The organism is Candidatus Aminicenantes bacterium, assembly GCA_026393795.1.
Taxonomy (GTDB): Bacteria; Acidobacteriota; Aminicenantia; order UBA2199; family UBA2199; genus UBA2199.
This window is the reverse complement of sequence record JAPKZL010000206.1, coordinates 1-17,891: the sequence shown is the minus strand read 5'-3', so window position 1 is coordinate 17,891 and position 17,891 is coordinate 1. Positions and strand designations below refer to the sequence as shown.

The window sequence follows — 17,891 nt, the reverse complement described above, 5'->3', positions numbered from 1 at the left end:
AATTTAAAGTCTAACATCACCAACAGGAGGATCCATGGCCAAAGAACTGCTCTCGGGCAACGAAGCCATCGCCCGCGGCGCCTATGAAGCCGGCGTCACCTTCGCTTCCGCCTACCCCGGCACGCCCAGCACCGAGATATTGGAAAACGTTGTCCGCTACAAGGAGGTCATCCACGCCCAGTGGGGAGTCAACGAGAAGACGGCCATGGAAGAGGCCCTGGGAGCCAGTTTCACCGGGGCCCGCGCCCTGGTGGCCATGAAGCACGTCGGGCTCAACGTGGCCGCCGACCCCCTGTTTTCCGCCAGCTATATCGGCGCCACCGGCGCCCTGATCATCATCTCGGCCGACGACCCCGGCATGCACAGCTCCCAGAACGAGCAGGACAACCGCCATTACGCCATCGCCGCCAAGATCCCCGTGCTCGAGCCGTCCGATTCGCAGGAAGCCAAGGACATGGTGATCGAGGCGGTCAAGATCAGCGAAAGCTTCGACACGCCGGTGCTCATCCGCATGACCACCCGCACCTCGCACTCGCGCTCGGCGGTCGAACTGGGCGAGCGGCTGGAGCCGCCGGTTCCCGAGTACAAGAGCGATTTCTTCAAGCGCAACCTGCTGCCGGGCAACGCCCGCCGCCGCCACGTGCTGGTCGAAGAGCGGCAGAAGAAGCTGGCCGTTTTCAGCGACGATTTCAAATACAATACCGTGATCAAGGGGAAAAATCGCATCGGCGTCGTCGCCTCGGGCGTTTCCTACCAGTACGGCCGCGAGGTCTTCCCCGACGCCTCCTTCCTGAAGCTCGCCATGCCCTACCCTTTCCCGGTCAACCTCTTCAAGCGCTTCGCCGCCAAGCTGGATACGATTTATATACTCGAGGAAAACGACCCGATCATCGAAACCTTCGCCCGCCTCGTTGAGCCCGGCAAGAAGATCATCGGCAAGGACGTTTTCCCGCTGTTGGGGGAAATGTCTCAGGACGTAGTCCAGGCCAGCCTGAAGCTGAAAGACTTGACGCCGCGCTTCGATGTCAACACCATCCCCAGGCGTCCGCCCTCGCTTTGCACCGGCTGCCCGCACACGGCGCTGTTCTACAACCTCGGCCTACAAAAGGTCAACTCGCGCGGCGACATCGGCTGCTACACCCTGGGCGCCCTGCCACCCCTGAGCGCCATGGATACGTGCGTGGACATGGGCGCCAGCATCACCGTCCTGCTGGGCATCGAAAAGGCCCTGGCCAAGGCCGAAAAGACCATCAAGCAGGTGGCGGTGATCGGCGATTCCACCTTCTTCCATTCCGGCATCACCGGCCTGATCGACGTCATCTACAACAAGGGCCAGTCGACGGTCGTCATCCTCGACAACTCGATCACTGCCATGACCGGCCACCAGGAAAACCCCGGCTCCGGTACTACGCTGATGGGCGAAACGGCCCCGCGCATCGACATCGTCAAGCTCGTCCGCGACGGCCTGGGGCTCGAGCACACCTACGAGGTGGACGGCTACGACGTCAAGGCCATCAAGGAGCTGCTGAAGCGGGAGATCCTGCGGCCCGAGCCCTCGGTGATCGTCGTGCGCCGGCCGTGCATCCTGCTCTACCGCAAGGCCAAATGGTCGCCGATGCGCGTCGACGGCGAGGCGTGCACCAGCTGCAAGGTCTGCCTGCGCCTGGGCTGCCCGGCCATCAGCTCCGACGCCGACGGCAAGGCCTTCATCAACGAAGCCCTTTGCTCCGGCTGCGGCGTTTGCGCCCAGGTCTGCGCCTTCAAAGCCATTTCTTTCGTGGACGACAAGGGGCTGCACAGCAGCTCCATCACTTTGGAATCCTACCTGAGCGGAGACCGATCATGAAAACCAAGTCGATTTTAATCTGCGGCGTGGGCGGGCAAGGCATCCTGACCGCCAGCGACCTTCTTTCCGACGTGCTGCTGCTGGCCGGATTCCAGGTCAAGAAGAGCGAGGTGCACGGCATGAGCCAGCGCGGCGGCGACGTGATCTCCACCGTGCGCTACGGCGACGAGGTTTTTTCGCCCCTGCCGGCGCTCAACGAAACCGACTACATCCTGGCCTTCGAGAAGCTGGAAGCCCTGCGCAACATCAATTACCTGAGCCGGAAAGGGATCATGCTGGTCAACGATTTCGCATGGCAGCCGCTCCCCGTGGCATCGGGGCTGGAAAAATACCCGGCCGACATCGAGGCGCAGCTGCGGAAGCTGGCCGCCGAAGTGGTCCTGATCCCCGCCACGCGGCTGGCGGTCGAGCTGGGCAATGAAAAAGCCTCCAACGTCATCCTGATCGGCCTCCTGGCCTCGCGCATGGAGATCGACCGTCCGCTTTGGCTCGACGTCATCATCAAGAAGGTTCCGCCCCGTTTCAAGGATCTGAACCTCAAGGCATTCGAAACCGGTTTCAATTTCCGGCCTTGAAGCGCGACCAAAGCGGCCGGGAAAGACGCCACGAAAAAGGAGGGTACCGATGATCACCGATTTCAAGGAAATGGTCGCCGTTGCCAAGAGCGGCAAGAACATCGTCGCCGGCGTGCCCAGCCCCGAGGATGAGAGTTCCATCCTCTCGGTCATCCAGGCCAAGCGCGAGGATCTGGCCGATTTCATCCTGTGCGGCGATGCGAAGAAAATATCCGCCCTGCTCAAGGAGCATGGCGGCCGGGCCGCCGACTTCCAGATCGTGGACTGCCCCGAGCCCGAAAGCGCGGCGGCTAAAATCGTCGAACTGGCCCGGCAGAAGGAAGTGCACCTGATCCTGAAGGGCTTCCTGCCCACCGCCGCCCTGATGAAGCCCGTGCTGGACAAGGAAAAGGGCTTGCGCACCGGCAATCTCCTCTCCGACATCCTGGTGGTGGAGAATCCCGCCGCCAATTACCGCGGGCTGCTGGGAATGAGCGACGGCGGGCTCAACATCCTGCCCGACCTGGCGCAGAAGAAGCAGATCGTGGAAAACGCGGTCGCCGTGTTCCAGCGCCTGGGTTACCCCGAGCCCAAGGTGGGCATCATGGCAGCCATCGAGACGGTCAAGGACTCCATGCCGGCCACGCTCGACGCCCGCGCCTTGACTGAAATGAACCAGCGCGGCGAGATCAAGGGCTGCCGCGTCTACGGCCCCCTGGCCCTGGACATCGCCGTCTCTCCGGAAGCGGCCAAACACAAGGGGATCAGCAACGACGTCGCCGGCAAGACTCAGATCATGATCGTCCCCAACATCGAGGCGGGCAACCTCCTGGGCAAGGCGTTCACCTACTACCTGAAACTGACGGTGGCGCACGTGGTGATGGGCGCCCGCATCCCGATCCTGATCCCCTCGCGCAATGAAAGCGAAGTGGATAAATTCCATTCCCTGGCCCTGGGCGCGGCCATGGCCGTCAGCGCCGCCGGCTGATCGGCGGCCTGGCGCGCGAAAAACGGGAAGATGAAAGGAACCAAAACGCTTGCCGCAGCCGCCTGTTTGGCGCTCTGCCTGCCCCCATGGCTCCCGGCACCGACCTCCCTGGTCGAGCAGGTGCGTGCCAAGATCGTTGGCAGCCAGCCTTTCCGGACCGATTTTACCCAGCAGGTCTTCATCGACGGCGAAATGAGCCTGGAGGAGAGCGGCTTCATCATCTTCGTCGACCGCAGCCACGTGAAGTGGCAGTACCTGCAGCCCGAATACAAAACGTTCATTTTGGAAAACGGGCACTACCGCTTCTTCGACCGCGAGAACAACCAGTTGCTGACCGGGAACATCGGCACGGGCAACGAACAGATCATCTGGGACCTGCTTTGCGCACCACGGCCCGGCCAGGTCAGCCGCTGGGACGAGCGGACGCGGACCATCCGGCTCAGCGTGGAAGGGAATGCCGGGCCGCAGGAATTGAAAATACGGATCGGCGCCGACCTCCTGCCCGAGCGGGTGGAGCAAACTGCGGCCAGCGAGGTCAGCCACGTTTACCTGTTCACAAACTATCGGACCGGGATCACCGTTGGTCCCCGCGAATTCGCTTTGGACCTTCCCGGCGACGTGGAAATCATTGAGCAAGAATAAGCCGCTTGAAAACTTTTCGCCGCCCCATCCGTACATGATTGTGGATGAAGACCAAGCCCTGATCAAAAAAACGCTTCAGGGCGAGAAGAAGGCATTCGAGGAATTGATGAGGAAGTACGAAAAGAGGATTTTCAGTTTCGTCATTCGCATGGTCCGCAACGAGGAAGTGGCCATCGACCTGACCCAGGATTTCTTCATCAAGGTCTTCAACGTGCTCGACAAGTACAATTTCGAATACAAATTTTCCACCTGGGCCTACCGCATCTGCTACAACCTGGTCATCGATCACATTCGCAAGAGCCAGGCGCTGGTCAGCTCGCTCGACGACGACAGCGTCTCGTGCAGGGACATGCTCAATTCGGAAAACGTCGTCAGCCATGACGGTTTCAAGCACCTGTCGCGGGAGGAAACCAAGGACTATGTCTGGAAGCTCGTGGAAAATATCGCACCCAAGTACAGGGAACTGATCCTGATGCGCTACATCCAGGAGCTGAAATACGAGGAGATCGCCGAGATCACGTCGCTGCCGGTGGGGACGATCAAGAACCGCATTTTCAAAGCCAAGGAAATTCTAAAACAGGAGATGGAAAAAGATGGCCTGCCTGCCTGACGACAAGATTGTGAGCTACCTCGACGGCGAGCTCGCCAGCATCGAGCAGTCGCTGATCCGCGACCACCTGCTGCTCTGCGCTGCTTGCCGGCGCAAGGCCGATGCTTACGCCGAGCTGCACACGTTCCTGGCCCAGCCGAAGTTCAGCGAGCCGCCCGCCTGGCTGGTGCCGCGGATCATGAAGCGGCTGTACCCGGAAACCCCCAGGTACGCGTCGATCGCCGCCCTGATCGGTGCCAGCTTCGTCTTCTTTGTCTCCTGGATCTACATCTATTTCGATTTTTCGCGCAACAGCCTGATCCAGGCCCTGCAGCTGACCGCCGACCGCACCTCGGGCTGGCTGGTCAACGCCATCAAGGGCATTTCGGCTGTATACAGCTCGGTACAGGCCGTTTTCAAAGCCTGCAACGCCTTCCTGCGCGTATGGCTTGACTCGCGCCCGATCGGCGCGGTGCTCATCGCCTTTGCCCTCGCCTTCTCCGGTTTGCTGGTCGTGGCCATGATCCGCCTGCTGCTCAAAAAACCGCGCCAGGAAAAGCGATGAAAAAAAGCCTGGTCCTGTTTTCCCTCCTCGCTGCCAGCGCCATGCTGCTGGCGGCGGCCGGCGACAAAACGATCGTTGTGCCCGCCGGCACGTCCAGGCCCGGCAGCATCAACGCCTTCAATTCCGAGCTGGTCATCGACGGCAAGGTCGCGGACAGTATCTTCCTGATCGGCGGCAGCTTGCGCTTAAGCGGAGCGGTCAACGGCGACGTCATCTGCCTGGGCGCCCAGGTCGACATCAAGGAAGGGGCGTTCATCGGCCGCGACCTGATCATCATCGGCGGCCGCCTGGCCAAGGATCCCGGCTGCAAGATCAACGGTGAATCCTACTATGTCCGCACCCGCGAGGACCTGAAAAAAATCAGCCACACCCTGCTGCCTTTCCTGCCCGAAAGCGGCGGCATGACTTTTTTCCGGGTCAGCAAGATCTTTCTCTGGTTCATCCTGGTCATGCTGGCCTTGCTGATCCTGCCGCTGCAGGTCAGCCGGGCCGCGGACATGCTGAAGAAATCGCCGCTGCGCCACGGGGCCGTCGGCTTGCTGGCCATGCTCGCTTTCATCCTGCTGCTGCTTGTTTTCATCATCTTGAGCCTGGTGCTGATCGGCATCCCCCTGCTGATGCTCCTGATCGCCGCCTATTTCCTGGTCCTCATCTTCGGCCGGGCCGTGGTGTTCTTTGCCGTCGGCAGCGCCGTTGCCGCGGGGTTGAGAATCAAGAGCAGCCCGGTGCTCTTCGTCGTCCTGGGGACGATGGCCTACGCCCTGCTCAAGTTCGTTCCCTGGATCGGCGCACCATTGCTGCTGTTAATGGATATCGTGGCCATCGGCGTCGCGGTGGGATATTTCCTTAAATACAAGGGTTTAGGGTCTAGGGTCTAGGGTACAGGGTAAAGAAAACAGCAGCTGGAAATCACCAAATTATTTGACCAACTGGGATTCTGTATTTTTCGTTTCGTTCAGGCTGAAATTTCAATCGCCTTTATCAATGACTTCGATTGCTTTTTTCTTCCCTCAACCCTATACCCTAAACCCTAGATCAATCCAGACAGTTAATCTTCCAGGATGTGCTTTTCCTTGTCTCTCTCTATGCGGTCGATCCGCTCGCCGGTGCCATCGATTATCTTTTGTAGTTCATCATTGAATCGTTTCTCATCATCTTCGCTGATCTCTTTGCCATCCTTCATGCCCTTGGCCAGGTCGCGGTACTCGCGGCGGATATTGCGGATGTGGGTCTTTCTCTCTTCGGTGTACTTTTTCATGGTCTTGATGATTTCCAGGCGCCGCTGTTGGTCCAACGGCGGGATGGGCAGCTTGATGACCTTGCCGTCGGTGACGGGGTTGATGTTGAGGTTGGCGGCGCGGATGGCCTTGTCGATGTCGTTGATGATCTTGTTGTCCCAGGGCTGGATGATGATCAGGCTGGCTTCAGGGACACCCAGGGTGGCCAGCTGGTTGATCGGCGTGGGCACGCCGTAGTAGTCGATCAGAATGCCGTCCAGGATCGAAACCGAAGCCCGGCCGGTGCGGAACTTGGAAATCTGTTTCTTGAAATCTTCTTCCACCTTCTGGCAATCGCTTTTCACTTCGTCCAGGGCTTCTTTAATCATTCCGCTCCCCGCTCAAATTAATTAAAGTACCGATATCGTCCGTAGTGACGGCTTTCATGATGTTGCCTTTCTGGGTGATGTTGAAGATCTTGATGGGCAGCCGGTTGTCCTTGCTCAGCGAGATGGCCGTGCTGTCCATGATCTTCAGCTCCTTGGCCAGGACATCGGCGTATGAGATATGCGTGAACTTGGTGACGTTCTTGACCTGGTGCGGATCGGCCGAAAAAACCCCCTCGACCTTGGTGGCTTTCAGCAGGATGTCGGCCTTGATCTCGATGGCCCGCAGAGCGGCGGCCGTGTCGGTGGTAAAGAAGGGATTGCCGGTGCCGGCGGCGAAGATGACCACCCGGCCTTTTTCCAGGTGGCGGATGGCCCGCCGGGGAATGAAGGGTTCGGAGATCTCCTTGACCTCGAGCGCCGAAATCAGCCGCGTGTGCAGCCCCTTTTTTTCAAGGGCGTTCTGCAGGGCGATGCCGTTGATCATGGTGGCCAGCATGCCCATGTAGTCGGCCGAGGCGCGGTCAATGCCGAGCTCGGCCGCCCGGCCGCCGCGGAAAAAATTCCCGCCGCCGGTGACGATGGCTATTTCCACTCCCAGGTCGTGGATTTCCCTGATCTCGGCCGCGATGTCGCTGATGACCTCGGGGCTGATGGCGAAGGAACCTTCGCCGTGCAATGCTTCGCCGCTCAGCTTGAGAAGAACCCGCTTGTACCTGGCCTGGCCGGGAGCCATTTTAAAGTTCTTCGCCCACCTGGTAACGGACAAACCTTTTGACGACGATGTTTTCGCCGGTCTTGTGTATCTTTTCGGCGATCAGCTTTTCGATGGTCAGGCTGTCGTCCTTGAAAAAATTCTGGTGCAGCAGGCAGGATTCAGCGTAAAACTTGCCCATTTTGCCTTCCACGATCTTTTCGATGATGTTGGCCGGCTTGCCGCTGCTTTTCAGCTGGGCGCGATAAATTTCCTTTTCCTTGTCCAGTTCGGCGGACGAGATGTCCTTCTCCGAAATGTAGCGCGGGTTCATGGCTGCGACCTGCATGGCCACGTCCTTGAGCAGCTGCAGGAAATCTTCGTTCTGGGCCACGAAATCGGTCTCACAGCCCAGTTCCAGCAGGACGCCGATCTTGCCTTTCATATGGATATAGGAACCGACCGCGCCCTGGTTGGTCACCCGCGTCGACTTGGCCTTGGCCTTTTCGAAACCCTTCTTGCGCAGGATCTCGGCGGCCTTGGTCAAGTCGCCGCCCGACTCCTCGACGGCTTTCTTGCACTCCAGGATGCTGATCCCGGTCTGTTCTCTCAGTTTTTTTACCGACTCCATGTCCAATGCCATCTCAGTTCTCCTTTTCTTTAGTTCCGGCGGCGGCGGCTTCGGCGGCAGCCGCTTCCTGCGCCGCTTTTTCGGCGACGAGCTGCTGGGCATTGGCCGATTCGACGATTTTGCGATTCTGGCCTTCGCTGACCGCTTCCCCGAACTTACTGATAAACAGGCGGATGGAGCGGATGGCGTCGTCGTTTCCCGGGACCGGATATGGGACATCCTCGGGGTTGGCATTGGTGTCGACCACGGCCACGATGGGGATGTTCATGCGCTTGGCTTCCTTGATGGCGATGTCTTCAAAAGTGGAATCGATGACCACCACCACGCCCGGCAGGCTGGTCATCTTGCGGATGCCCCACAGGCTGCGGTACAGCTTTTTGTATACTTTTTCCAGCCGCGACTGCTCTTTCTTGGGCTTGACTTCCCAGCGGCCGTCCTTCTTCATTTCATCGAGTTCCATCAGCCGGTCAATGCTCTTCTTGATCATGCCGAAATTGGTCAGCAAGCCACCCAGCCAGCGCTTGTTCACGTAGTGCATGCCGGTGGCCTCGGCGATCTCCTCGATGATCGATTGCGCCTGCTTTTTGGTGCCGACGACCAGGACGTCCTTGCCGGAGGCGACCGTGTCGGCGATGAACTGCAGCGAGGTCTTGAACATCTCGATCGACGTCTGCAGGTCGATGATGTAGATGCCGTTCTTCTTGCCGAAGATGTACGGCTTCATCTTGGGATTCCAGCGCCGGATCTGGTGGCCGAAGTGAACGCCCGCTTCCAACATTTCCCTCATATTGATCTGGACCATAACCGCCTCCTAGCGCTTGTGATACTGGGTCGCCTTTCTGGCTTTGAGCAGGCCGTACTTGCGCCGCTCCTTTTCCCTAGCATCCCTTGTCAATAAACCCGATTTTTTCAGCGGCGGTCTGAGTTCCGAATTGAATTCCAGCAACGCCCTGGCGATGCCCAGGCGGATGGCCCCGGCTTGCCCGGAGACGCTGCCGCCCTCGATATCGATAAAAAAATCGAAGCTGTTCATGGTGTTGGTAATGGTCAACGGCTTGAAGATGGTGAGCTTGTGGATCTTGAGCGGGAAATAATCGTTGAACACGCGCTCGCGCTTGTTGACCGTCAGAGTGAAATTACCAGTGCCGGGGCGCAAATAGACCCTGGCGATGCTGGTTTTTCTCCTGCCTGTTCCGTAATATTGCACGATACTCAATGGCTCCTCCTATATTTTCAATGCTTCGGGTTTCTGGGCGGCGTGCTGGTGCTTGTCGCCGGGATACACTTTCAGCTTGGTCAGCAGCTTGTAGCTGAGCTTGTTCTTGGGCAGCATGCCCTTGACCGCGTGCAGGACCACCCGTTCCGGATGGGTCGCCAGCATGCGCTGGTAGGTGATCTCCTTCAGGCCGCCGCGGTATCCCGAATGCCGGTAGTACAGCTTCTGCTCTTCCTTGGCGCCGGTCAATTTCACCTTCTTGGCGTTGATGACGATCACGAAATCCCCGCAATCGAAAAACGGGGTATAATAAGGATGGTCTTTGCCGCGCAGGACATGGGAAATTTTCGTGGCCAGGCGCCCGAGCACCATGTCGCTGGCGTCGACCAGCCACCATTTCCGCTCGATGCCCTTTTTTTCAGGCAAATGCGTCACATTGCTTTTATTCAATTTCATTGGCAACCTCTTCGGAGTTGGAAAGGTTATAATTTATAGTATTTTTGCCTTTTTGTCAAGATTATTCACAAAAAATCTCAAGCGGAGACAAATTTTATTTTAACAAAATCTCCTTGGAATCCATGAAACAACGCTGTTTTTCATGGACACGCCCGGATGGAGCCGACGATTTTCCCGAAAAAACAGTTGCTTTGGTTGACAAAATTTGTTATATTATATATCGATGAGATTAAATAAACAGCAAATCGAGCACCTGGCCTTTTACATCGTCCAGCGTCTGCTCAAGGAAAATTTGCTGATGGTCGAAAACAGGGAAAAAATGGCCGTTGACGTGCAGGTCATCATATCCACCGAGCTTGAAAAAGAGGACATCCTGGACGAAAAAGTGAAGGAGATCCTCAAGGAAAAGCTTAACGAGATCCGGAATTCCAACATCGATTACTACGAAATGTTCCGCATGGTCAAGAGCAAGCTGGCCGAGCAAGAGAATATCGTTTTATAGCCAACCTCTCCCTATCTGTATCTGGGGACGGACTATGAAAAAGTGAAAATGTTCGTTTCAATGTTTTACTCTGTTACGAAAGTTATGGTACAAACGGGACATAGATTGATAGTGCAAATCTGAAAAGATCGGTATTTCAATGATTTCCCTGTATTTCAATCCAGTCAAATCAAACAGGCACACCAGGAGTTCCGACCTTAACCTTTTCCCCTGCCAATTTCCTATATTGATATCTTCGATCTTGATCCCCTTATCTTTTTCAAACTCTTGAATCACTTTCGCCACTGGCTCAAAGCCGAAATCATCCCTTCGTTTTTGTTTAATCGCATCCGGTCGCTTTCTCCGCTCAAATCTCTCCAATGCCTGTTCCACAAACGATTCGTCCCCCAATATAGGACCAAACCTCGTTTTTAAGATGGATAATTTATTGCTTCCCGCTAATTGAATTGTTCTGGCCAAATTAGTTTGGCTGCCAAACAATTCCTGTACAAAACCTACGTCCAACCATTTTAGTTTTACTTTCTGGAAATATGTTTTTGCGCTTGACCATGGATACTTACAAGAATCATCAGTTATTCCAGCCTGAACCGGATTTTGTAAAACATAAACAATTACTTGTTTTAAATAAGCATCATCTTGAATGAGAGTGGATATGAATCTGCTTTGGAACACATACCCTTTCCCAAGCGTGTGTCTACGATAATAGAATGCGTATTGAGTATTCAGGGCGCGAAAGAAATCCGACATTCGCCCGGATGAATTCTCCAGCACCAGATGGTAATGGTTATCCATAATGCAATAAGCAAAAAGACGAATGCGGAATTTGTTCACCTTTTCCGCCAATATCTCTAAAAAGATTATTTTATGTTTTTCTTCCTTGAATATCGCTTCGCCGTTGATTCCACGGTTCATGCAGTGGTGATACGCTCCCGGATATGTAAATCGAGGTTGTCTCATTTCTCCATAATAGCAAACAAATTCACTTTTTCATAGTCCGTCCCTGATGCCTGGGCATGTCCGAGTCTATATCAGTTGCGGCAGTTCGCGGGAACTGGTACTGACAGCCTGACACAAGCAAGGGGAGCCGCTGTCCTTGAGTTTGTCCTATTTGCTCTGGGTGACGGGGGTCCTTCAACAGCGAAATGAAAAACGGTATGAAAATGTATAGAATATACTTATTGTTAAATTTACTATAAAAATAGATTCGTTTAGCTAGAATTGAAAAATCTGTAAAAAAATGCTAAGATACAAATCATGAGAACAGGCAAAATTTTCTTGCGCTACAATTTAGACACATCGAAGCAAAAGACGTGCCAAGCCTGCGTCTCTTTAACGTATACAAATAACCCCGAGACTCCTTTATTTATGGGCCTCTTTGAGGTCGTATTATGAGCCTGAAGCTGTCGAAGAACCGGGTCAATTTCCTGACCAAGCTGATTGTCGACCACATCGAAAAAAGCGACGAGATCGACTACAGCGAGGATATCGGCAACATCCGCTTCAAGATCTACCAGTTCATCATGGATGAGCTAAAAATGTTCGAGGACATCGAACTCCGGGCCCACGACAAGATCATCTCCCAGAAAAAAAATATCCCCGAGGGCTCGCGCGACTGGGAGATCCTGTTCCGAAAATATACCGGCGAGCAGCTGGACAAGCTCGGCAAGCTCTGGGATTAAAGTAAAAGGAAGAACTTGGTGTACGGTTTACGGTATACGGCATACGGAAGAAAAAGAAAATACTGTCATGAATATTATTCTTACCGTCTACCGTCCACCGTATACCGTCAACCAAGGAACCGGAGAGCAATATGAAACTGGAAGCCAAGATCGACTGGGAACAGGGACTCGCTTTCCGCGCTCACCTGGACGGCTTTGACTTCGTCATCGACGGAAACCCCGAAGCCGGGGGTAATAACCTGGGGCCGCGCCCCAAGGGGCTGACCCTGGTTTCGCTGCTGGGCTGCACCGGCATGGACGTCATATCCATCCTGGGTAAAATGAAGGTCAAGGTCGAAAAGTTCGAAGTAGCGGCCGAAGCCATCCTGGCCGACGAGCACCCCAAGAAGATCGTGGCCATCAAGGTGATCTACGCCTTCATCGGCCCGGGGCTGACCCCCGAGCCGCTGCGCAAGGCCATCGCCCTTTCGGAGGAGAAATACTGCGGCGTCAGGGCCACCCTGGTCCCTGCCGTCGCCATCAGCCATGAAATCATTATGAATGGGGAAAGTCTCTCCTGATGGCTTCAATTCCGAAAAAGCCGCCGCAAGTACTCCTGGCCATAAAAAAATTCATCACTCCCCTATCGCCGCCCGTGGATTCTTTCGAAGCCAGCATCCGCTCCACGCCGTTCCGCATCCTGATCTCGGTTCTGCTGAGCGCACGCACGAAAGATCCGGTGACCGAGAAGGCCGCCGCCCGGTTGTTCGCTGCAGCCGATACGCCTGATAAAATGGCCCGGCTGTCCGAGGCACGCATTGGCCGTCTGATCTACCCGGTCGGATTCTACCGCACCAAGGCCAAGCATATCCTGGGGATATGCCAGGCCCTTGAACGAGACGGGCGGTTCCCCTCCACCCTCGACGAGCTGCTGGAACTTCCCGGGATCGGTCGCAAGTCGGCCAACCTCGTCCTGGCCCTGGCCTTAGCGCAACCGGCGATCGCCGTCGATACCCATGTATTCCGCATCGCCCGGCGCCTGGGCTGGGCCAAGGGCAAGACTCCGGCGACGGTCGAACTGGAGCTGCAGAAGATCTTTCCGCGCCGGCAATGGCTGAATGTCAACCAGGTGCTGGTGGGATTCGGCCAGACAGTCTGCCGGCCCAGAAACCCGAAGTGCGCCGAGTGTGTCCTTAAGAAAACATGTCCTTCAGCGGAGCTGCAATAACTCGGTCGGGAATTACTTTTTTTCGCTCAGGATCTTCTTCAGTTCCTCGACGATCAGGTCGCGAATCCACTCGCTGGACAGGGACGGAGCCTGGGAAGCGTCGGCGGTCTGGGCGGATGCCGTCTGGGCTTTCAGCGGGCCGAGGCCCAGCTGGGCGCGCTTTTCCAGCAATTTGGCCTTGTCGGCTGCCGACAAGGTGCGGAAGGGTTTCATGTTCCTGCCGTAGTGATCGATTCTCAGCAGGTGCTCGAGCAGCTCCATGCGCAGGAAAGCCTCTTTGATGTTGCTCCCGCAGGCCAGTACTCCGTTTCCGGCCATCATGAAAACATCGCTCCGCTCCAGGGCGGCGGCGACCAATGAATCGTTTTCAGCGGCGCCGGGAAAGGCGTAGGGCATGACCGGTATGGAATCGCCGATGGAGACCACCGCCTCGGGCAGCGGCACCGCGAAATCGCCGCCGGCCAGCCCCCTGGCCGTGGCCAGGGGCGGATGGGCGTGCAGCACGGCCTGGATTTCGGGGCGCGCCCGGTAGGCGGCCAAATGCAGCTTGATCTCCGAGAAGGGATTGCCGCTGCCCTGCAGTTTTTTTCCTTCTTGGTCCAGAGTGATAATCATGTCCGCGCTCACGTCGGCCTTGCTGACCGCGGTGGGCGTGGCCAGCAGCGTGTCATCCAGGCGCACGCTGGCATTGCCGTCGTGGTTGGCCACCCAGCCCTTGGCGGCCACCTGGCGGCAGACCTCGACGATGGCGTCGATCAGCGATTCACGCGAATTGCCCATGGCCGGGAAGATCGTCAGCCCAGCTGCTTCCCCGAACGGGAAGCCTTCATCTCGTTCAGCTGCTTGAGGATCGCCGACGCCGCCTGCGCCGCCGAATCGATCTCCGACTCGCTGCCGCTGAGGATCAGGCGGCCGCTGGCGCCGAAGGGTTTGATGTCGATCAGCTTGACCCGGGCGGCCTTCAATGCTTCGTTGCCGGCGACCATCAGATAGGCGGCCGGGGTGACCTCCATGATGAACACCGATTCGCCGGCGATGACCATGTTGCCTTTGGCCAGGCCGGTGAACATGATGGCATGATCCTGTTCCACGCCGCGGATGATTTTCTGGGTCAGTATTTCCACGGCCGCCCTGTCGTTCTCGTCCAGGCCGGTTTCGCGCAGGATGGCCCGGCCGGCTTCCTTGACCTCGCCCTGGTCGCCATGATGCGCCAGCATCAACCCGAACTGGCGTTCGGTGACCACCGAGGTCAACCGTACGGCCGTCGCCTTCAGGGCGATGTCGATCATGGTGTGGATTTCCATGGCCGGCGCGATCTCGATCATCAGGGCCGCGTCGTATTCCTTGGGGTCGTACACCCGGTTGTCCTTGGCGATGTACTGCGCCAATTGCGGCTGCAAACTATCGATGAACGTCAGGGTTCGCAATTCAAAGCCCGTTTTAGCCATTCCCTTCCTCCTTCAATACGTTCCTTTTTTTTCATCCCGGCCGGTGACGATGGCCACGCTGGCCGAGGCGCCGATGCGGTCGGCCCCGGCCTGGATCATTTTTTGCGCATCCGCGCGGGTGCGGATGCCGCCCGAGGCCTTCACCTCCATGTCGCTGCCGACAATGCGGCGCATCAGGGCGATATCCTCCACCGTGGCCCCGCCGCCGCCGAACCCGGTCGATGTCTTGACGAAGGCGGCGCCGGCGGTCTTGGCCAAGGAGCAGGCGATCACTTTTTCCTCCTGGTTCAACTGCGCAGTCTCAAGGATCACCTTCAGCTTGTGGGGCCTGGCGGCCTCGACGACGGTGCGGATGTCTTCAAAAACGGTTTTGTAATCCTTGGATTTCAGCGCCCCGATGTTGATGACCATGTCAATCTCTTCGGCTCCGGCCTGGATGGCTTCCCGGGCTTCAAAAGCCTTGGCTTGACTGGTTGCGGCGCCCAATGGAAAGCCTACGACGGCGATAGGCTTGACCGCGCTCCCGCGCAGTTGCCTGGACACCAACGGAATGTTGGCCGAGTTGACGCAGACGGTGGCGAAGCTGTACTGCCTGGCCTCGTCGCAGATCTGCATGAGCTGTTCGCGGGTCGCATCCGGCTTCAACAGGGTGTGGTCGATCATGGCCGCCATCTTGGCATCGATGCCGGCGCCCCTGATCCCGGTCTGGGCGCCGATGCGCTCCGCCCCGCTGGCAACGAGGTTCTTTACCGCTTCGGGCCTGCGTGACGCGCAGTGGCCGCAGCCGATGCACTCCTCGCAGCCGCCACTTCCGCCCCCTGGGAGGTTTGGAAGGGGACCGGTTAAAAGCCCTTTCTGCGTCAGCTTTTCAGCCACGCGCCGACAGATGATGTCGACGATGTCATCCAAATTTTCCATTTCTGCTTGGGACATGTGCTCCTCTTCAACCCATCCTAGTTCTTTTTCTCATCCCGGTCAACGGCTACCGCGTCGACGATGCCGACAATGACCGAATGGAAGGGATCCTGGCGCGTTCCCAGCAACTCGCGCGCCGTATTGCCTTCCTGCTCCACCAACACCAGGTCACCGGGACCGGCGTTCACGGTATCGCATGACAGAAACGACGGTCCGCTGTCTTCGCCAGTCTCGTCGACCGGCTGAACCATCAGTATTTTGTGCCCCCGGAAACAGTCGTGCTTCTTGGTGGCGACCACGTTGCCGATCACCCGCGCCAGTTTCATTTTAGCGCTCCCTCATCCGTTCTTGCTGAAGATCCGCGCGCGGTCAATGATCCCCTTGTCTTCGAGATGGACCCGGTCGACGATGCCGGTGACCGCCGCATCGACGGGAACGTTCGGTTCCGGCAGGGCGAAAGCGGCTTCCCGGGCCAGGGTGTAATAGACGATCTCGCCGGGGCCGGCTTGGACGACATCCACGGCGGCGATCGCCTCGCCGACCGGCTGCAGCTTTTTATCCAGCGGCTGGATCATCAGGATCGCCAGGTTCTGCAAGTTTTCGCTTTTTCTTGTCGCCACCACCGTGCCGATCACTCTGGCCAGCCTCATTGAATGCTCCTTGGTCGAACGATTTCATCCATGGTCATTTCCTGAAAAGTGACGCCAGTCATTCTCATCTCCCTTCACCAATAGACGCCCTTGGCCAGCAAGTCGGGGTGCGGATCGGGAATCAGCTCGCAGGCGGCCAGCATCCCGGCTTGGGCGGCAAAATCCCTGGCTGCGGCCAGCGCCCCTTCCACGTCGGCCAATTCCCCGGTCATGACGAAATAACCCTTGCCGCCGAGGCCGTTGGCCAGCCTGATTTCAACCAGCTGCACCGGGGTGGCTTTTACGGCGATATCGGCGGCCTGCAGGCAGGTGGCGACGGCGAAGGTCTCGATGATGCCCAGGCTGCGGAAATTCTCGATCGGGGCGGTCCCGGCCAGGGCCGGGATCACGTCGCGGTGGACGAAGGGCAGGAACAGGTCGGCCACCACCATGTCGCCGCCGGTCTCCAATCCCACCTTCATCGCCTCCTCGACTTCGGCCACGCCGCCGCAAATGATGGTGAGATATTTCCCGGGACAGATCGGATGGGTTTCGAGGATCCGCACCGAGGCTTTCTTCACCATGGCATCGCAGGAATAGACGCCCCGGGCCACCGATTTGTACTCGATCAATCCCAGACTTGGTTCATTCATGGTCATTTCCTTTCATCTGCTGCTGATTTCGACCCACTCATCGTTCACGGCGGTCACGGTGCCGGCGATGGAAGCATGGCAGACCGCGCCGAGCTTTTCCACGGGCGGGGCGGCGATGGCATCTCCCATTTTGACTTTTTCACCCGGCTTCACTGAGGGGATGGCGGCCGCGCCGGCGTGGCGGCGCAGCGGCACGCGCACCTGCTCCACTTCGAGAGGGCCGGCAAACGGCGTTTCCACGGCGTACTCGGAAATCCCCGTTTTTTTCAAAAGGGTCGATACGGGAATGCGGCGAAAATCGATTTCCGGGAGCGCCGCCAGCCCACCAGGGGACGACGTGTCCGTCAGCCCTTTTCGCACATGCGGATTCGTGATGCCGCGGGCGAGCAGCTGTTTTTTGTATTCGGCCAGCACCAGGCGGGGAGAGAGGAGCATGGCGTCGCAGGCCAGGAGTTCGCACACGCCGCACTGGCTGCACAGGAAGGCGGAGGTGACGTGCCCGACGGGTTCAGCCAAGCCGTAATCAAGCGAACGCATGGCCAGGTGCGGGTGCAGGCCGTGCCCGAGCAGATGGCGCGGGCATAGATCGGTGCAACGAAAACACTGGCAGCATGCGGCTTTCGACCTTTTCACCATCTGAGCCACGCTCGTTTTTTTTTGGCGCACGATGAGGTGGTCGGCCGGCAGGGCCAGTACCCCCGAGGTGGTCCTGGCGATTCCCAGCCGCGGGTCAACGACCAGGTTGCCCATCATCGGGCCGCCGTCGATCAGTACGTCGTTGGCATGGCGCGCCCCGCCGGCCTTGGCCAGCAGGTCGGCATAAGACGTCCCGATCGGAGCCACGACCACGAGGGGTTTGCGCACCGAACCGGCGACGGTGACCGGCCGCTCGGTCACCGCTTTTCCGTGAAGCGCCGCGGCCACCTGGGCCAGGGTGAGCACGTTGCAGACCAATACCCCGACATCCGGCGGCAGGCCGCCCTCGGGAACCACCCTGCCGGTGACATCGAAAACGGTCAGGAATTCGTCGCCGGCCGGGTAGTAATTTTCCAGGCAATGGATGCGGATGCGTCC

At 57.7% G+C, this 17,891-nt stretch carries 25 protein-coding genes; 11 read left to right on the top strand and 14 right to left on the bottom strand.

Annotated features, from left to right (window positions below; translation table 11 throughout):
• Window positions 1-34: 34 nt before the first annotated feature.
• The 7 genes from iorA to NTW95_10110 are packed head-to-tail and all read left to right on the top strand — an operon-like array spanning window position 35 to window position 6,062.
• Complete coding sequence (gene iorA / locus NTW95_10140; GenBank protein MCX6557771.1) at window positions 35-1,846, top strand: indolepyruvate ferredoxin oxidoreductase subunit alpha; 1,812 nt, start codon at window positions 35-37, stop codon at window positions 1,844-1,846.
• The gene (locus NTW95_10135; GenBank protein ID MCX6557770.1) at window positions 1,843-2,421 is read left to right on the top strand and encodes an indolepyruvate oxidoreductase subunit beta; all 579 of its coding nucleotides are present in this window, start codon (window positions 1,843-1,845) and stop codon (window positions 2,419-2,421) included. The genes iorA and NTW95_10135 overlap by 4 nt, the downstream gene beginning before the upstream one ends.
• A gap of 49 nt (window positions 2,422-2,470) precedes the next feature.
• Entirely contained in the window at window positions 2,471-3,388 is a 918-nt protein-coding gene (locus NTW95_10130) for a phosphate acyltransferase (GenBank protein ID MCX6557769.1), read from the top strand.
• A gap of 30 nt (window positions 3,389-3,418) precedes the next feature.
• Window positions 3,419-4,030, top strand: coding sequence for a hypothetical protein (locus NTW95_10125; protein MCX6557768.1), 612 nt, complete (start codon window positions 3,419-3,421; stop codon window positions 4,028-4,030).
• Window positions 4,017-4,640: a sigma-70 family RNA polymerase sigma factor gene (locus tag NTW95_10120; protein ID MCX6557767.1), complete on the top strand. Its 624-nt coding sequence runs from the start codon at window positions 4,017-4,019 to the stop codon at window positions 4,638-4,640. The genes NTW95_10125 and NTW95_10120 overlap by 14 nt, the downstream gene beginning before the upstream one ends.
• Entirely contained in the window at window positions 4,624-5,184 is a 561-nt protein-coding gene (locus NTW95_10115) for a zf-HC2 domain-containing protein (protein ID MCX6557766.1), read from the top strand. Before NTW95_10120 ends, NTW95_10115 begins: the two co-directional genes overlap by 17 nt.
• Window positions 5,181-6,062 carry a hypothetical protein gene (locus NTW95_10110; GenBank protein MCX6557765.1) on the top strand — a complete coding sequence of 294 codons (882 nt, stop codon included), beginning with the start codon at window positions 5,181-5,183 and terminating at the stop codon, window positions 6,060-6,062. Before NTW95_10115 ends, NTW95_10110 begins: the two co-directional genes overlap by 4 nt.
• 170 nt (window positions 6,063-6,232) lie before the next feature.
• Here the strand turns inward: NTW95_10110 and frr are convergent, their stop codons facing one another.
• From frr to rplM, 6 genes are read right to left on the bottom strand one after another with little or no spacing between them, the layout of a single operon-like run.
• On the bottom strand, window positions 6,233-6,790 hold the full coding sequence (frr, locus tag NTW95_10105; protein ID MCX6557764.1) for a ribosome recycling factor: 558 nt from the start codon (window positions 6,788-6,790) through the stop codon (window positions 6,233-6,235).
• Window positions 6,783-7,523, bottom strand: a complete 741-nt coding sequence (gene pyrH / locus NTW95_10100) for a UMP kinase (protein ID MCX6557763.1) — start codon at window positions 7,521-7,523, stop codon at window positions 6,783-6,785. The genes frr and pyrH overlap by 8 nt, the downstream gene beginning before the upstream one ends.
• Window position 7,524: 1 nt before the next feature.
• Window positions 7,525-8,124, bottom strand: a complete 600-nt coding sequence (gene tsf / locus NTW95_10095; protein ID MCX6557762.1) for a translation elongation factor Ts — start codon at window positions 8,122-8,124, stop codon at window positions 7,525-7,527.
• 1 nt (window position 8,125) lies between these two features.
• Window positions 8,126-8,914, bottom strand: a complete 789-nt coding sequence (gene rpsB / locus NTW95_10090; protein MCX6557761.1) for a 30S ribosomal protein S2 — start codon at window positions 8,912-8,914, stop codon at window positions 8,126-8,128.
• Between the two features lie 9 nt (window positions 8,915-8,923).
• On the bottom strand, window positions 8,924-9,328 hold the full coding sequence (rpsI, locus tag NTW95_10085; GenBank protein MCX6557760.1) for a 30S ribosomal protein S9: 405 nt from the start codon (window positions 9,326-9,328) through the stop codon (window positions 8,924-8,926).
• A gap of 9 nt (window positions 9,329-9,337) precedes the next feature.
• Window positions 9,338-9,784 (bottom strand): 50S ribosomal protein L13, encoded by a 447-nt coding sequence (gene rplM, locus NTW95_10080; protein ID MCX6557759.1) that lies wholly within the window; start codon window positions 9,782-9,784, stop codon window positions 9,338-9,340.
• A gap of 223 nt (window positions 9,785-10,007) precedes the next feature.
• Here rplM and NTW95_10075 point away from each other — a divergent pair, with 223 nt between their 5' ends.
• Entirely contained in the window at window positions 10,008-10,286 is a 279-nt protein-coding gene (locus tag NTW95_10075; protein ID MCX6557758.1) for a DUF507 family protein, read from the top strand.
• 57 nt (window positions 10,287-10,343) lie between these two features.
• Here NTW95_10075 and NTW95_10070 read toward each other — a convergent pair whose 3' ends face one another.
• Window positions 10,344-11,243 carry a transposase gene (locus tag NTW95_10070; GenBank protein MCX6557757.1) on the bottom strand — a complete coding sequence of 300 codons (900 nt, stop codon included), beginning with the start codon at window positions 11,241-11,243 and terminating at the stop codon, window positions 10,344-10,346.
• A gap of 431 nt (window positions 11,244-11,674) precedes the next feature.
• Here NTW95_10070 and NTW95_10065 point away from each other — a divergent pair, with 431 nt between their 5' ends.
• The 3 genes from NTW95_10065 to NTW95_10055 all read left to right on the top strand — a co-directional run bounded on the left by NTW95_10065 (window position 11,675) and on the right by NTW95_10055 (window position 13,172).
• Window positions 11,675-11,965, top strand: coding sequence for a DUF507 family protein (locus NTW95_10065; protein ID MCX6557756.1), 291 nt, complete (start codon window positions 11,675-11,677; stop codon window positions 11,963-11,965).
• 131 nt (window positions 11,966-12,096) lie between these two features.
• Complete coding sequence (locus NTW95_10060) at window positions 12,097-12,525, top strand: OsmC family protein (GenBank protein MCX6557755.1); 429 nt, start codon at window positions 12,097-12,099, stop codon at window positions 12,523-12,525.
• Window positions 12,525-13,172, top strand: coding sequence for an endonuclease III (locus NTW95_10055; GenBank protein MCX6557754.1), 648 nt, complete (start codon window positions 12,525-12,527; stop codon window positions 13,170-13,172). The genes NTW95_10060 and NTW95_10055 overlap by 1 nt, the downstream gene beginning before the upstream one ends.
• Window positions 13,173-13,184: 12 nt before the next feature.
• Here the strand turns inward: NTW95_10055 and NTW95_10050 are convergent, their stop codons facing one another.
• The 7 genes from NTW95_10050 to NTW95_10020 all read right to left on the bottom strand — a co-directional run.
• Window positions 13,185-13,952, bottom strand: coding sequence for a class II aldolase/adducin family protein (locus NTW95_10050; GenBank protein MCX6557753.1), 768 nt, complete (start codon window positions 13,950-13,952; stop codon window positions 13,185-13,187).
• Window positions 13,953-13,966: 14 nt separating this feature from the next.
• Window positions 13,967-14,620, bottom strand: a complete 654-nt coding sequence (locus NTW95_10045; protein ID MCX6557752.1) for a BMC domain-containing protein — start codon at window positions 14,618-14,620, stop codon at window positions 13,967-13,969.
• Window positions 14,621-14,632: 12 nt separating this feature from the next.
• Window positions 14,633-15,292: a deoxyribose-phosphate aldolase gene (gene deoC, locus NTW95_10040; GenBank protein MCX6557751.1), complete on the bottom strand. Its 660-nt coding sequence runs from the start codon at window positions 15,290-15,292 to the stop codon at window positions 14,633-14,635.
• A gap of 281 nt (window positions 15,293-15,573) precedes the next feature.
• Window positions 15,574-15,861, bottom strand: a complete 288-nt coding sequence (locus NTW95_10035) for a EutN/CcmL family microcompartment protein (protein MCX6557750.1) — start codon at window positions 15,859-15,861, stop codon at window positions 15,574-15,576.
• A 12-nt stretch (window positions 15,862-15,873) separates the two neighbouring features.
• Window positions 15,874-16,185: a EutN/CcmL family microcompartment protein gene (locus tag NTW95_10030; protein ID MCX6557749.1), complete on the bottom strand. Its 312-nt coding sequence runs from the start codon at window positions 16,183-16,185 to the stop codon at window positions 15,874-15,876.
• Between the two features lie 74 nt (window positions 16,186-16,259).
• Window positions 16,260-16,817 carry a BMC domain-containing protein gene (locus NTW95_10025; GenBank protein MCX6557748.1) on the bottom strand — a complete coding sequence of 186 codons (558 nt, stop codon included), beginning with the start codon at window positions 16,815-16,817 and terminating at the stop codon, window positions 16,260-16,262.
• Between the two features lie 12 nt (window positions 16,818-16,829).
• On the bottom strand, window positions 16,830-17,891 hold a 1,062-nt coding region (locus NTW95_10020; protein MCX6557747.1), incomplete at its 5' end, for an SLBB domain-containing protein.

Bases quoted from the DNA above. Each gene is read 5' to 3' on its own strand.
- iorA (MCX6557771.1), top strand. From the start codon at position 35: ATGGCCAAAGAACTGCTCTCGGGCAACGAAGCCATCGCCCGCGGCGCC.
- NTW95_10135 (MCX6557770.1), top strand. From the start codon at position 1,843: ATGAAAACCAAGTCGATTTTAATCTGCGGCGTGGGCGGGCAAGGCATC.
- NTW95_10130 (MCX6557769.1), top strand. From the start codon at position 2,471: ATGATCACCGATTTCAAGGAAATGGTCGCCGTTGCCAAGAGCGGCAAG.
- NTW95_10125 (MCX6557768.1), top strand. From the start codon at position 3,419: ATGAAAGGAACCAAAACGCTTGCCGCAGCCGCCTGTTTGGCGCTCTGC.
- NTW95_10115 (MCX6557766.1), top strand. From the start codon at position 4,624: ATGGCCTGCCTGCCTGACGACAAGATTGTGAGCTACCTCGACGGCGAG.
- NTW95_10110 (MCX6557765.1), top strand. From the start codon at position 5,181: ATGAAAAAAAGCCTGGTCCTGTTTTCCCTCCTCGCTGCCAGCGCCATG.
- frr (MCX6557764.1), bottom strand. From the start codon at position 6,790: ATGATTAAAGAAGCCCTGGACGAAGTGAAAAGCGATTGCCAGAAGGTG.
- pyrH (MCX6557763.1), bottom strand. From the start codon at position 7,523: ATGGCTCCCGGCCAGGCCAGGTACAAGCGGGTTCTTCTCAAGCTGAGC.
- tsf (MCX6557762.1), bottom strand. From the start codon at position 8,124: ATGGCATTGGACATGGAGTCGGTAAAAAAACTGAGAGAACAGACCGGG.
- rpsB (MCX6557761.1), bottom strand. From the start codon at position 8,914: ATGGTCCAGATCAATATGAGGGAAATGTTGGAAGCGGGCGTTCACTTC.
- rplM (MCX6557759.1), bottom strand. From the start codon at position 9,784: ATGAAATTGAATAAAAGCAATGTGACGCATTTGCCTGAAAAAAAGGGC.
- NTW95_10075 (MCX6557758.1), top strand. From the start codon at position 10,008: ATGAGATTAAATAAACAGCAAATCGAGCACCTGGCCTTTTACATCGTC.
- NTW95_10070 (MCX6557757.1), bottom strand. From the start codon at position 11,243: ATGAGACAACCTCGATTTACATATCCGGGAGCGTATCACCACTGCATG.
- NTW95_10065 (MCX6557756.1), top strand. From the start codon at position 11,675: ATGAGCCTGAAGCTGTCGAAGAACCGGGTCAATTTCCTGACCAAGCTG.
- NTW95_10060 (MCX6557755.1), top strand. From the start codon at position 12,097: ATGAAACTGGAAGCCAAGATCGACTGGGAACAGGGACTCGCTTTCCGC.
- NTW95_10055 (MCX6557754.1), top strand. From the start codon at position 12,525: ATGGCTTCAATTCCGAAAAAGCCGCCGCAAGTACTCCTGGCCATAAAA.
- NTW95_10050 (MCX6557753.1), bottom strand. From the start codon at position 13,952: ATGGGCAATTCGCGTGAATCGCTGATCGACGCCATCGTCGAGGTCTGC.
- NTW95_10045 (MCX6557752.1), bottom strand. From the start codon at position 14,620: ATGGCTAAAACGGGCTTTGAATTGCGAACCCTGACGTTCATCGATAGT.
- deoC (MCX6557751.1), bottom strand. From the start codon at position 15,292: ATGGCGGCCATGATCGACCACACCCTGTTGAAGCCGGATGCGACCCGC.
- NTW95_10035 (MCX6557750.1), bottom strand. From the start codon at position 15,861: ATGAAACTGGCGCGGGTGATCGGCAACGTGGTCGCCACCAAGAAGCAC.
- NTW95_10030 (MCX6557749.1), bottom strand. From the start codon at position 16,185: ATGAGGCTGGCCAGAGTGATCGGCACGGTGGTGGCGACAAGAAAAAGC.
- NTW95_10025 (MCX6557748.1), bottom strand. From the start codon at position 16,817: ATGAATGAACCAAGTCTGGGATTGATCGAGTACAAATCGGTGGCCCGG.